This is a genomic window from Amycolatopsis sp. VC5-11, assembly GCF_037034185.1.
Lineage (GTDB): Bacteria > Actinomycetota > Actinomycetes > Mycobacteriales > Pseudonocardiaceae > Amycolatopsis > Amycolatopsis nivea.
This window is the reverse complement of record NZ_JBAGKF010000002.1, coordinates 180933-193912: the sequence shown is the minus strand read 5'-3', so window position 1 is coordinate 193912 and position 12980 is coordinate 180933. Positions and strand designations below refer to the sequence as shown.

13 protein-coding genes are annotated in these 12980 nt (G+C 67.5%); 8 read left to right on the top strand and 5 right to left on the bottom strand.

What is annotated here, in order from left to right; all coding sequences use genetic code 11:
- Window positions 1-12: 12 nt before the first annotated feature.
- A complete protein-coding gene (locus tag WA670_RS08245; RefSeq protein ID WP_037816707.1) occupies window positions 13-771 on the bottom strand; it encodes an isoprenyl transferase in 759 nt (252 codons plus the stop codon).
- A 105-nt stretch (window positions 772-876) separates the two neighbouring features.
- Between WA670_RS08245 and trhA the strand changes: the two genes are divergently transcribed.
- Window positions 877-1551: a PAQR family membrane homeostasis protein TrhA gene (gene trhA / locus WA670_RS08240; protein ID WP_199817900.1), complete on the top strand. Its 675-nt coding sequence runs from the start codon at window positions 877-879 to the stop codon at window positions 1549-1551.
- A gap of 26 nt (window positions 1552-1577) precedes the next feature.
- Entirely contained in the window at window positions 1578-1868 is a 291-nt protein-coding gene (locus tag WA670_RS08235) for a DUF6959 family protein (RefSeq protein ID WP_037816872.1), read from the top strand.
- A 13-nt stretch (window positions 1869-1881) separates the two neighbouring features.
- On the opposite strand, the gene WA670_RS08230 is transcribed toward WA670_RS08235, so the two are convergent.
- The 4 genes from WA670_RS08230 to WA670_RS08215 all read right to left on the bottom strand — a co-directional run bounded on the left by WA670_RS08230 (window position 1882) and on the right by WA670_RS08215 (window position 7182).
- On the bottom strand, window positions 1882-2568 hold the full coding sequence (locus tag WA670_RS08230) for a class I SAM-dependent methyltransferase (RefSeq protein ID WP_336157288.1): 687 nt from the start codon (window positions 2566-2568) through the stop codon (window positions 1882-1884).
- 19 nt (window positions 2569-2587) lie between these two features.
- Window positions 2588-4483, bottom strand: coding sequence for an acyl-CoA dehydrogenase family protein (locus tag WA670_RS08225; protein WP_238604299.1), 1896 nt, complete (start codon window positions 4481-4483; stop codon window positions 2588-2590).
- 58 nt (window positions 4484-4541) lie between these two features.
- Window positions 4542-5096 carry a hypothetical protein gene (locus WA670_RS08220; RefSeq protein ID WP_037816711.1) on the bottom strand — a complete coding sequence of 185 codons (555 nt, stop codon included), beginning with the start codon at window positions 5094-5096 and terminating at the stop codon, window positions 4542-4544.
- 94 nt (window positions 5097-5190) lie between these two features.
- Window positions 5191-7182, bottom strand: a complete 1992-nt coding sequence (locus WA670_RS08215) for a thioredoxin domain-containing protein (protein ID WP_336157287.1) — start codon at window positions 7180-7182, stop codon at window positions 5191-5193.
- 96 nt (window positions 7183-7278) lie between these two features.
- Here WA670_RS08215 and WA670_RS08210 point away from each other — a divergent pair, with 96 nt between their 5' ends.
- From WA670_RS08210 to WA670_RS08185, 6 genes are all read left to right on the top strand, one after another.
- Window positions 7279-8199 (top strand): phosphotransferase family protein, encoded by a 921-nt coding sequence (locus tag WA670_RS08210; protein ID WP_238604297.1) that lies wholly within the window; start codon window positions 7279-7281, stop codon window positions 8197-8199.
- 87 nt (window positions 8200-8286) lie between these two features.
- A complete protein-coding gene (locus tag WA670_RS08205) occupies window positions 8287-9834 on the top strand; it encodes a hypothetical protein (protein ID WP_336157285.1) in 1548 nt (515 codons plus the stop codon).
- A gap of 240 nt (window positions 9835-10074) precedes the next feature.
- Window positions 10075-10476 carry a hypothetical protein gene (locus WA670_RS08200; protein WP_336157687.1) on the top strand — a complete coding sequence of 134 codons (402 nt, stop codon included), beginning with the start codon at window positions 10075-10077 and terminating at the stop codon, window positions 10474-10476.
- Window positions 10362-11087: a DUF3558 domain-containing protein gene (locus tag WA670_RS08195; RefSeq protein ID WP_336157284.1), complete on the top strand. Its 726-nt coding sequence runs from the start codon at window positions 10362-10364 to the stop codon at window positions 11085-11087. The genes WA670_RS08200 and WA670_RS08195 overlap by 115 nt, the downstream gene beginning before the upstream one ends.
- Entirely contained in the window at window positions 11087-12247 is a 1161-nt protein-coding gene (locus WA670_RS08190; RefSeq protein WP_336157283.1) for a hypothetical protein, read from the top strand. Before WA670_RS08195 ends, WA670_RS08190 begins: the two co-directional genes overlap by 1 nt.
- Window positions 12248-12268: 21 nt before the next feature.
- The gene (locus tag WA670_RS08185) at window positions 12269-12979 is read left to right on the top strand and encodes an ESX secretion-associated protein EspG (RefSeq protein ID WP_336157281.1); all 711 of its coding nucleotides are present in this window, start codon (window positions 12269-12271) and stop codon (window positions 12977-12979) included.
- The last annotated feature ends 1 nt before the right edge of the window (window position 12980 follow it).

Below are 12980 nucleotides of genomic sequence, written 5' to 3'. Positions count from 1 at the left end.
CGGTTCGCCGCGTCAGGCCCCGAACCGGCGGTGCCGCCAGGCGTAGTCGCGCATCGCGCGGAGAAAGTCGACCCGCCGGAATGCCGGCCAGTAAGCCTCGGTGAACCAGAATTCCGAATGCGCGGACTGCCAGAGCAGAAATCCGGAAAGCCGCTGTTCACCGGATGTTCGGATAATCAGATCCGGATCCGGTTGGCCTGACGTGTACAGATGTTCCGAGATGTGGTCGACGTCGAGGATTTTCGCGAGTTCGCGAATCGAAGTACCCTCGTCGGCGTGCTGCAGGAGAAGCTTGCGGACCGCGTCGGCGATCTCCTGCCGCCCTCCGTAGCCGACCGCGATGTTCACCTCCATGCCCGAGTGGTTCTCGGTCCGCGCCACGGCGGCGGTGAGCTTCTGCGCCACCTCGAGCGGCAGCAGATCGAGCGCGCCGACGATGCGCAGCCGCCACGGCGCCTCGGCCCCGGCGAGCTCGTCGGTGACGTCGGTGATGATTTTCAGCAGCGGCGTGAGCTCGTCCGGATCGCGGTTGAGGTTGTCGGTGGAGAGCAGCCACATCGTCACGACCTCGACCTCGGCCTCCTGGCACCAGCTGAGGAAGTCGGCGATCTTCTTGGCCCCGGCGCGGTGCCCGTCGGCCACGTCGGTGAACCCGGCCTCGCGAGCCCAGCGGCGATTGCCGTCGAGCATGATCGCGATATGCCGCGGATGACGGCCTGCCGACTGCTGGATCAGACGGCGGCTGTAGATGCTGTAGACAACGTCGGACATGAAGGACCGGAGGCTCACGTCGCCCGAGCGTACGCACCCCTGGAGCAAGGGTGTGACGCGCCACGGGGGCTGGCGAAAAACCTACGGTCCCGTAGCCTTGGCGAGGTGAGCGTGACGATCGAGCCCCCGCCCGTGCCCGAGGACACCCGGCCTCGGCTGCGCGGCCACATCCACTTCTGGTCGTTCTTCGGCGCCGTCGCCGCGGCCGCCACGCTGATCAGCCTCGCCGCGTCGACGGTCTCGCCGGTCGCCGCACTGGCGACGTCCGTGTACGGCCTCACCGTGCTGGGCGTTTTCGGCGTGAGCGCGCTGTATCACCGCAGGCTGTGGAGCCCGCGCGCGTACAAGTGGATGAAGCGCGCCGACCACTCGATGATCTTCCTCTTCATCGCCGGCACGTACACGCCGTTCACCCTGCTGGCCATGTCGAAGCCAACGGGATACATCGTCCTGGGCATCGTCTGGGGCGGCGCGATCCTGGGTGTGGCGATGAAGATGCTGTGGCCGCACGCACCGCGCTGGCTCGGGGTGCCGATCTACATCGCGCTCGGGTGGGTCGCGGTGTTCGTGCTGCCGGAGCTGCTGAGCCATGCCGGAGTTGCGGCTTTGGTGCTGCTTTGCGTGGGTGGGCTGTTTTACACCGTGGGGGCGGTTTTTTACGCGGTGAAGTGGCCGAATCATTGGCCGGAGACGTTCGGGTACCACGAGTTCTTCCACGCGTGCACGGTGTTGGCTGCGGTGTCTCACTATATTGCGATCTGGTTGGCGATGTACTCGTAGCTCCGGTTCGTGGTTGCATGCCGGACATGCGACGCATCGAGGCCGAACTGTTCACCGATCCCGGCAACAACGCGGTCGTCAGGTTGCCGGGGCGCAAGTTCCCCGGCGTCCTGATCCAGGGCGACAGCCTCTCGATTCTTCGCGACGACCTTGCCGACCTTGTCGAGTCCTGCGCCGAGGGAGATCTCGCCGAGGCACACGAATCGGGGGCATCGCTCCTCGCGGACCTCGACGCCCTGCTCGACAAGTACTGCGCCGCGCTGCGTGCGCACGACCTGCCCCTGCCGTTCGCGCGGCGTGAGCCTGATCCGGCTTAACCGCGATGTACTCCTAGCGAACCGCCCGCACGAACAAAAACACCGGCTTTGTCCGCAAAACCTCCGCCAGTTTCGCGTCCTCCATCCCTGATGTCGGCTGGGGCTCCTCTACCGCGTCGATCGCGAACCCGGCCTCCAGCAACGCGGCGAAGACCGCGGACACCGGGCGTCGATACATCTGCCCGGTCACCGTCACGCCGTTCCAATCCCAGTCCTCGCTGATCAGCTCGACGCGGTGGTAGTCCGCACGGTCGGAACGGAGCCAGCCGGTGATCGGGTGATGGATGGAGAACACCAGCGCACCGCCCGGTTTCAGGCAGCGACGCAGTTCAGCCAGGAGCGGTCCCCAGTCCGCCACGTAATGCAGGACCAGCGACGCCACCACCAGGTCCGCCGAGGCGCTCGGGACCATGGTCAGCGGCTCGTTCAGGTCCGCGGTCTCGAACCTGGCCCGAGCGCCCAGACGTTTCCTCGCGATCTCGACCAGGCGAGGGTCGTGGTCCAGCCCCACGACCTCGGCACCGGCGGCGAACAGCTGCTCGGTCAGACCGCCGCCTGCGGAGCCCAGTTCCAGGATCTGCTTCCCGGCCACGTCACCGGCGAGACGCAGGATCGCCGGACGTTCGTAGTGCGCGTTCGGCCCGCTGTTCTCGGCAAAACTCGTGTATCGCTCGGCGTGGTCTCCGAAGATTTTTGACACTTCGCCGAGCGTACCGAGTTCAGCCGTTCAGCATCGGGGCCGCCAAGAACTGCTCCGGAACCGCGAACCCGTCCACCAACGTCCGCGCATGTGGCCGCAAAGCCCCGCACAATGCGTTAACCGCCGCGGTCACCGCCTTGGACCGGGTTGCGGAGATCCGTCCGTGCTCAAGGAACCAAGCGCGGTCCGCTTCGATCGTCGACAGGGCGTACAGGTCGCACACCCGGTCCAGCAGCGCCGCAGCGTCCGGGTCGGGGCACGCGGGCACTGCGCGCGCGAAGGCGTCGAGGATCAAGCGGTCCACGTGTACGCGGCCAGCGAGCAGCACATGATCCTGTACGGAGTTGAAGACGCCGAAGGGATCCGAAGCAGCTCCGCGGAGACGGTTGGCCACACCGCTCAGCACATGCTCTTCACGGTCCTCGAAGAGACGCTGTTGCCACTCGCGGTCGAAGAGGACCGAGGCATCGTCTGACTCGGTCAGGCGTTCCAGGAACTTCCACGCCGCCGAGCGTTCCTTCACGGTATCCACCAGCTGTTCAGCGACAAATCGCGCAGTCGCAAGCGGGCTGAGGTCTTCGAAGTGTTCCTTGTACTGCGTCAGCAAGCCCTTCGCGACCAGCTGCAACAACACAGTGTTGTCGCCTTCGAAGGTGGTGAAGACGTCCGTGTCGGCTTTCAGACCGGCAAGCAGGTTCTCGGACAGGTATCCGCTGCCGCCGCAGGCTTCGCGGGCGGTTTGGATCGCTGCGGTTGCATGCCAGGTGTTGAGAGCCTTCAGGCCGGCGGCGCGGGATTCCAGTTCGCGTTGTTCTTCTTCCGGCGCGTCGGACGCGATGTCGTGCAGGGCAGCGACCAGTTCCTCTTGCGCGAAGTGCAGAGCGTAAGTCTTCGCCAAGGCTGGCAGCAGTTTTCGTTGGTGCCCCAGGTAATCGAGGATGACCACCTCGTCACCTTCCGGACGCTGGAACTGCCGCCGCTGGTCGCCGTAGCGCACTGCCAGCGTCAGGGCTCGTTGAGTGGCGCATCCTGCGCTGCCGCCGACGCTCACGCGGCCGCGGATGAGCGTGCCCAGCATCGTGAAGAAGCGGCGGCCGTCGCTTTCGATCGGGCTCGTGTAGGTGCCGTCCTCGGCTACGTCGCCGAAGCGGTTCAGCAGCGCTTCCCGTGGCACGCGGACGTGGTCGAAGGTCAACCGTCCGTTGTCGACGCCGTTCAGACCGGCTTTTATGCCGCAGTCCGCGATGGTGACGCCAGAAGCCGGTGCACCGGAATCATCGCGGATCGGGACCAGGAAGGCATGTACGCCACGGGATTCGCCGCCGGTGATCAGTTGCGCGAAGACCACCGCGAGTTGTCCGTCGCGGGCGGCGTTGCCGATGTATTCCTTGGTGGCGCCGGGATCTGGGCTGTGCACGACGAATTCGCGCGTCGAAGGGTCGTAGGTCGCGGTGGTGTGCAGGTGCTGAACGTCCGAACCGTGCCCATGCTCAGTCATCGCGAAGCAGCCGAGCAGGTCCAGGTTCATGATGCGGCGCAGGTACTTCTCGTGGTGCCTCGCGGTGCCGAGCAACTGCACCGCGCCGCCGAACAGGCCCCATTGGACCCCGGCCTTGACCATCAGCGACAGGTCGCCGTAGCCGAGCATCTCGAACGACATCACCGACCCGCCGACGTCGCTCAGCCCGCCGTAGGCGGCGTCGAAGCCGAGCGCGGGACGGTCGGTTTCGGCGAGTTTCCGCAGCTGGTCCAGCGCCTGGACGCGGTGCGCCTCGACGTCGAGACCGATCGTGTCCCGGAACTTCTCCGTGCTCATCTGCGCGCGGACGTCGCGCTTCAACCCGGCCCAGCGTCCGTCGAGGACTGCGGTCAGCGCGTCCGGGTCCACTTTCTCGGGCACAGCAGGGACGTCCACGGTTCCTCCGATGCAGCAGGGTGCCACCAGCCTGCCGCAGCGGAGGATCTTCCGCAGCTCAGCCCAAATCGGGCCCCTTCGACCGCAGGTCGTCGACCTTGGTCATCGCCTCGCGCAGTTCGGTCAGCCACGTGTCCGCGTGCTCGCCGACCAGCCGCACCGCCCAGGCCAGCGCCTCGGACCGCGACCGCGCGACGCCGGCGTCCACGAGCGTGTCGAGGACCAGCCGTTCGGGCTGCCGCAGCCGGGTCATCACCGGCACCGACAGCGTCGTGAAGTGCACCGTCGTGCCGCCCAGCTTCGCGCCCCACGCCACTTTGCGCTGGTAGCGGTGCTCAGCCTGCCGCGCGATCTCGATCCGCTCGTCGCGGGTTTCCTCGCGGAACCGGCTGATCCGCCCGTCCTCGGCGGCCGCGCGGGCCGCGTCGTCGGCGTATTCGCCGGTCAGCGCGGGCAGCTCGCCGACGATCAGGATCTCTTCCCGGTCCACGGTGATTTCCGGGTCGCCGGTGAACCAGCCGTCCGGGAGCCGTCCGCCGAACCACGCGGCCGCGTCGTCCGCCGACGGCGCCTCGGCCTGCTGCCAGCCCCGGCCTTTCCAACCTCGCCCCATGACGTCCACCATCCTTGATTACATGATTACGTCACTACTGAAGCTACGCTGATTCCACCGTGGCAGGTAGCGCGTTCACCAGGGGCGGAATTCGTCAGAGCTGGGCGATGAGCTGGTCCGCCGCGGTCACCGGGCGCTCGCAGACGTAGCCGCGGCAGACGTACGCCGCCGCCTCGCCGCCGACCAGCGGCCGGTCGGCCAGCAGGGGGACACCGGACGCGTCCGGCTCGCCGCCGAGCACGATGCCGCCGCCGTGGATGTGCTGCGCGGCGGCGGTCACCAGCTCCGCGCGGTCCGCGCCGACGACCGCGACCTGCACCGGCCCGGACTGCGCCGCCTCCGCCACGGACAGCCAGTGCCCAGCGAACCGCGGCACCCGCGCGGCGAGCAGACCGACGCGACGCAACGCGAGTTCAGCAGCGTCGCGGTAGCGCGCAGCCTGGTCGGCCCCGGCCAGCGCGGACGCGGTGAGCAGTGCGCCAGCCAGCGCCGAAGCGCCGGACGGGCTCGCGTTGTCCGTCGGATCAGACGGGCGCTGCACCAGGATTTCGGCGTCGTCGGCGGTGTCGTGATACGCACCGGGCGCGGAATCCGACGCGAAGTGCGCCAGTGCGACGTCCAGCAGCCGGGTCGCTTCGGTGAGCCAGCGCGGTTCGCCAGTGGCCTGGTGGAGGGCGAGAAGACCGTCAGCGAGGCAGGCGTAGTCCTCCAGCACGCCGACCGGCGTCCCGACCGCGCCGTCCCGCGAGCTGCGGCGGAGTCGTCCGTCCACGACGTGCAGGTCCAGCAGCAGAGACGCCGCGCCACGAGCGAGTTCGATCCACTGTGGACGCTCCAGTGCGACGCCCGCTTCGGCCAGCGCGGAAATCGCGAGACCGTTCCAGGCCGCGACTACCTTGTCGTCCCGTCCCGGTTGCGGACGCTCCGCGCGCGCTTCGAGCAATGCCTGCCGGACGCGCTCGAAGCGGTCGAAATCATCCGGATCTGTCCGCAGCTGAAGGGTCGATGCGCCTTCTTCAAAGGTGCCCTCTTCGGTGACGCTGAACAGCTCGGCCGCCCACGGGCCGTCCTCGCCGAGGACGTCGTTGAGCTGCGCGGGAGTCCACACGTACGTCAATCCCTCGACGCCTTCGGTGTCCGCGTCGAGCGAAGCCGCGAAACCTCCTTGCGGCGTAAGCAGATCGTGCTCAAGGAACCGGACGATCCCTTCCGTCACCCGCCGCGCCGACGCCGACCCGCGACGCGCGAGATGCGCGTACACTCGGAGCAGCAACGCGTTGTCATACAACATTTTCTCGAAGTGGGGAACGATCCACTCCGCGTCCACGGAGTAGCGCGCGAACCCGCCGCCAAGCTGGTCGTGAATGCCGCCGCGAGCCATCGCGTCCGCAGCGGACTCGGCGAGCGCGTGCGCCTGCGCCGAACCCGTACGTTCGTGGTGGCGAACCAGGAACTCCAGCACCATGGACGGCGGAAACTTCGGCGCACCACCGAAACCGCCGTGCACCGGGTCTGCCTCCTGCGCGAGTTTCGTCACCGCTTCCGCCAAAGCGTCGGCGTCGACGGCGGCCTCCTTCAGCGGACCGCTCTGCTCGGCAAGGTGCCCGACGATCTGTTTCGCACCCTCGCGCAAGTCGTCCGGCCGCTCCTCCCACGCCTCCGCGACCGCCACCAGCAGCTGCGTGAACGACGGAATCCCGGGGCGCGGCGCGGGCGGATAGTAAGTGCCGCAATGGAATGGCTCGCCCTCGGGCGTGAGGAAGCAGGTCATCGGCCAGCCGCCCTGCCCGGTCATGGCCTGCGTGGCGGCCATGTAGACGGCGTCGATGTCCGGCCGCTCCTCGCGGTCGACCTTGATGTTCACGAAATGCGCGTTCATCAGGGTCGCGGTGCCCTCGTGCTCGAAGGACTCGTGCGCCATGACATGACACCAATGGCACGCGGCGTACCCGACGGACAACAGAATCGGCACCCCGCGCCGGCGCGCCTCGGCCAGCGCTTCCGGCCCCCATTCCCACCAATCGACCGGGTTGTCGGCGTGCTGCAGGAGGTACGGGGAAGTCGCTTCGGCGAGGCGGTTCGACATGGTGCCGAGTGTGCCTCATTCCGGTCGGGAGCACTCGCGGCGGGCGGGCTTGAATTGAGTGGAAGAAACGTCGCCGCGGCACCTAAGTTGATCTTCATGCCGACAGAAGAGACGACTGCGATCAAGCAGATCCTGGAGAGGGAGTACCCGAAGAGCCACGTCAGGTCGGTTCGCTTCCTCGACAAGGGCTACACGAGCAAGCAGTGGGTGGCCGACACCGAAGACGGCCGGCTGCTGGTGAAGGCACCGCAACGCGATCGGGATCCCGCCCATCTCCGGCGGCTGGTCGCCAGCGCACGGACGGCGGCCGAGGGCGGGATTCCCGTGGTGCGCTACCGGAATCTGGTGCCGCACGAGCCCGCACTGGGCGGCCCCGTGCTCATCCAGGAGTACCAAGAGGGCGACGCGGCCAGCGACGTGTGGGAGTCCCTGTCCGAGAGGGAGCGCAGGGTCCTGCTCGAAGACCTCGGCGAGGTCACCGGTCGGCTGCACGCCATCACCGGACCGCATTTCGGCGACGTGCTGGGCGGAAGCCAGGCGGCGTCGCTGCGGGAATCGATCGCGGCCGAGGTCGAAGCCCTGCTACCCGAAGCGGATGCCGGACAGGCCGGTCCAGCCGACGCCCTCCGGTCCGCGTTCGCCCGCGCCGTGGCAGAGCTCGACGAGTCCGCGAGCGTCCCCGCGCTCACGCACGGCGACCTCTGGCTCCCGAACATCCTGGTGCGCGACGGGCGGATCGCCTGCGTCCTCGACCTCGAACACGCTGCGTACGCGGACCGGTTCCGCGACTTCGGCAAGCTGGGCGAGCACATCTTCGGCGGATTCCCGGAAGGCCGGGCCGTCTTCCTCCAGGCCTACGCCGCCACGTTCCCGCTGCCGGCCGACTGGGAGCGACGGGTGGAACTCGCGCATGCGCTGCACGCACTGAACATGCACGTCTATTTCCGGCGCTGGACCCCGCAATTCGCGCCGGAATACGCACAGCAGCTCCGGGACTGGCTTGCGCGGAACGGGTGATCCCGCGGTCGATCCGCTGAGCGAACACTGAGAAATCCGACCTTTGGCCTTGGTTTCCTGACCAGAAGATCGCTACAGTCCGCCTTCATGAGGCGATCCCTTGGCGCTGGCTCCCGGAAGTCCGTTGTCGCGATCGTTTTCATCGGATGTCTTGGCTTGTCCGGTTGCGGCACCTCTGCGGCATCCGCGGCTCCGAACTGGATCAGCTTCGCGAACGGCCGCCTCGCCTACGGCACTGACGCACAAGGCAACCGGATCCCGGATTTCTCCCGCGTCGGCTACCGGAATGGCGACGCTCCGCTGCCTGATCTGCCAGTCGCGGCCACGCTCAGCCCGCAGCCGTCAGGTGACGACACCGCGCGTATTCAGCAGGCCATCGACCATGTCGCGAACAGCGGCAAACCTGGCGCGGTACAGCTGACGGCCGGTGCGTACCGGCTCGAAGGCACGCTGCGGATCAGCGCCAGCAACGTCGAATTGCGCGGCGCGGGCAGCGGCTCGAACGGAACCAAGCTGGTCGCCGCGGGCAAGCTGCACACGCTGGTCACGATCGCTGGCACCGGTTCGCGCACCTCGGTCGGTTCAGCGATCCCGGTTGCCAGCAGCTATGTCCCGGTCGGCGCGGATCGGCTCGACGTCAGCGACGCGTCGTCCTTGCACGTCGGCGACCACGTCATCGTGCAGCGTCCGCAGGAACAGTCGTGGATTCACGCGATCGGCATGGACAAGATCCCGCCGCGGCCGGACGGCACGCCGAGCAAGCAGTGGACGCCGAACTCGGGTCTGCAATTCGACCGGACGATCACCGCCGTCACCGGCAAAACCGTCCAGTTCGACGTGCCGCTGACCAATGCGCTGGAAAGCCAGTACACCCACGCCACCGTCACCCGCTATGCGTATCCCGGCCGGATCAGCGGTTCCGGCCTCGCCCACCTGTCCGCGGACGGCGCCGCGTTCGAGCAAGACCCCGCCTGGCATGACAACGGTTACTTCAATTCCCAGCTGGTATCCGTGGACGCCGCACAGGACAGCTGGGTCGACGACGTGGTCGCGGATCATTTCGGTTCCGCCTTCACGATCGGGCAGAACGCGCTGCGGATCAGCCTGCTGCGCACCTCGTCGCTCGACGAGTCCGTCCCCCAGGACATCCATGCCCAGCCCGCCGCCTACACGATCAGCGGCCAGGAAACCCTGGTGCGGCACTGCGTCGTCACGGGCAGCAACGTGCACGCCTGGATCACGCAGGCCAGGGTGCCCGGCCCGAACGTGGTCAGCCGCTGCACCGCGACCAACACCGGCTCCCGCATTCTCGACGCGGGCCCGCACCAGCGCTGGGCCAGCGGCACGCTTTACGACGACGTCACCATGAGTCCGCCGTCGGGCCACCTCCAGCTGTCCGACCGCCAGTGGATGGGCAGCGGCCAGGGCTGGGCAGGCGCGAATTCGGTGCTGTGGAACTGCGGCACCGGTTCGTATCTCGTGGAAAACCCGCCGACCGCGCACAACTGGGCGCTCGGGTGCACCGGAACGCAGGACAAGCCGCCGGCGGGGCACCGGAGCGGCGAGATCGCGTCGCCGGGAAAGCATCTGCTGCCGGAGAGTCTTTACGACGAGCAACTGGCCGAACGGCACTGACGAGCTGATCCCGTTCCTCCCCGAGGCCGACGGTCTAGGTCATCCGGGTGAAGCTGCTGTTGGCGGCAGGTCAGCCGTCCTGCTCAGGCCGCAAAACGCGAACTCGCCTGCCATTTGCAGTTAGCAATTGCAGACAGGCTTAATCGTGGCGACTAGAGTAACTGCCCGGCTCCACAGGGTGATGAAACGCACCTGGGCCCAGCGGACCCGGGACGATCTACGCACGGGGAGGCGTACATCGTGACCGACAATCGGCAGTCCAACCTGCCTCCGGACCGGACACGCGCTGCCGCGTCGACCAGGACGACGGCGGCCGCGCCGTTGCCGGGCGACGGGTACTCGTACGACAGAGCGACACTCAAAGAAATCGCGGACCTTTACGAAAACCTCGCCGACAAGTTCGCCCTCGACAAGGATCACGCAGGGGTCGTCGCGCGAACCCAGCCGCCCGGGCTGGATTTTTCCAGCACGGACAACGCGGTCGTCTTCCGAAGCTCCGGCGAAGTCCTGCGAGGCTCGCTGGAGCAATGCGAACGATACTGTCGCGATCAAGCCGCCAAACATCGCGCGGCACTCAAAAAATACGCGGACGCCGAGGACGCGCATTCGACCGAAATGCACCGGACCGGGGGAAGTCTGTGAGACGAGCCCTGGCACTAGCCCCCTTGACCCTGTTCGCCCTCGCCGGCTGCTCGGGTACGACCCCGGGACAAGCCGTCCCGGCCGAGAGCACCGGTCAACCGACGTCAAGAAGCACACCGGCGGACGAGGTTCCCGGCCCTGGCGTGCCGAAAGTGCCGAACCCGATCGACATCACCAGATTCAAGCAGAATCCCTGCGCCTCCCTGACCGCCGAGCAGACTTCGGGCCTGCTCGGCGACGGCACACGCATCGTGCCGGACCCGAAAGGCGCGGGCGGGCCCGGCTGCGGCTGGTTCTCCGAGGCGCACATCGTGGTGCTGTTCCCGAACGTCGACAAACTGGGCCTGACCTCGGTCTATCGCGCCAAAGGCAACGCCTATCCGTTCTTTGTGCCCCTCGCCCCAGTGGACGGGTATCCGGTCGTCGCCTACGGGACAGAAGACGTGCGGGCCCGGCTCGGCGAGTGCAATGTCGCGCTGGGAACGAGCGATCGTGAAACCGTTGATGTGTCAATCACTCAATCGCCGGCACACAAAGGCGAGAAGGATCCGTGCGAATCAGCGCGCGAGGTCGCGGAGAAAGTACTCGGCAATCTGCGAGGAGGACGCTGATGGCCGGTCGATCATTGACCCCGGCGGAAATCTACCAGCGCATCACCGGCGGGCAGGGGCCCGAATCGCTGGGCGAGACCGCGAAGTCCGCGGCGGATCTCAGCCAGGACTTGACGCGGCGGATCGACGAAATCGCGGTCCTCGCGGAGAAAGTGCGTGCCGGATGGCACGGAGCCACCGCCGAGGAAGCCGCTGACTCGGCAGCTCCGCTGATGGCCGCTTCCGCGTCGATCGGCACAAATCTCGTGTTCGCGCGAACTGCGGCGGACGGGCAGATTTCGGCCTTTCAGACTGTCAAAAACACGGTGAAACCGATCGGCGACCGCCCGGAAATCGGCGCACAACACGTATACGACCTGCTTCAAGGAAAACTCGCCTACTTCGCCAAACTGAACCAATGGCAGACCGACGCCCAGCACAACATCGACGCCTACACCGGATACCACTCGGCGACCGGTGCCAACTCCGACCGCATTCCGGCGCGCTACGCGGAACTGAGCGACACCGGAGCGTCCGTTGAACTCGCCAGGGCTCCGCGCAAACCGGTCGGCGGCGGGCCTCCCGACCGTCACCATCCGGGCCCGGTCGAACCTCCTCCTGGAGCAGCGGGACCGACCGGTCCGGTTCCGAACCCGCGTAAGCCGGTGACAGGCAGCGAGCATCCAGAGAATCACCCCGGCAGCCGCGGGCCCGATGCGACGGGAAGCAGGCCTTCGGCGACGTCGGCCGAACCAGTTGAGCAACCCGAGTCGACTCGCACCAGTTCCTCCAGTCCCAGCCCGCCCGCCTCGCCGCCGGGATATCAGTTCGGTCCGTCCGGTCAGCCGGTCAATCCTCTCGGCACCAGCGGATTCGATCCGGAAAACGGCTACGTCCCCCGCGGGCCTGGAGGCAGCACAAACGGAGGTCTCGGCGCAGGAAACCGGGTCGGCACCCGCGCGCCCGGCACATTAACTCCGCCACGCAGCGGCACCTCAGGAACGCCTGGGGCGCAAGGGAAATCCGGCAGTGTGCTCGGTGGCGGAATGCCCGGCAAAAGCAAGGAAGAGGACAAAGAGAGAACCGCGCCGCACTACCTCCGCGAGACCGATCCGGACGTGTTCGGCGGGAGCGACGGCACACCGACGCCTCCGGTGATCGGGGACCGGCCGGCCCGCTAGGCCGCCGGGGAGGAATCAGCGGTGCGCGCGACCGAGCTGTCCCTGGACGCCCTCCTCGGCGCGCTCCGGGAAGCCGGGTTCGACGAACCGCATCCGGTGTTCTCGGGACGGCTTCGGTTCACGCCCGGCGACCAGCGGCTCGACGAAGCGGCCCGCGAGGAGCTGGCTTGGCTGGGCCTGCTCGAGCACGGACGGTTCGTCGACGAGTTCGAGGACGTCCTGTACGCGCTGGGCCGCGCGGACACCGAGTACGTCGCCCACGTCGAGAATCAGGACATCCGCTACGGCGTGCTGGTCGCCGTGCGGGGACGGACCGGCGTGAAGGTGCTCTGTTCCGGCGATCGGGTGCGGCTGAAGGTGCTGGACGGAACCCGTACTCCGGCTGGTGCGCTGGTCGCGAGCCTGCCGCGGTACCGGCCGGCCCGGCTGAGCGCGTTCTCCCTGCCCCAGGAGGAGTTCCAGGCGGACCTCACCGACGATCGCAGCCCGGCCGCCCGCGCTGTCGACGCCCTGTTCCAGCAGACCTGGTTCGGCGTCGGCGAGATAACCGTGGTGGTGCGCGAACCAGGGCGCGCGGAAGCCGGGCCGCTGAGCTACCTCGACCTCACCGACGGGCGCGTCGCGTTCGAGGTTTCCGGGCCCGAGGGAAACCGGTACATCACGGTGCTGCCCGGCGAGGACAGCCTGCTCACGGACAAGATCGCGGCCCTCCGCGACGGGCTGACCAGCTAGT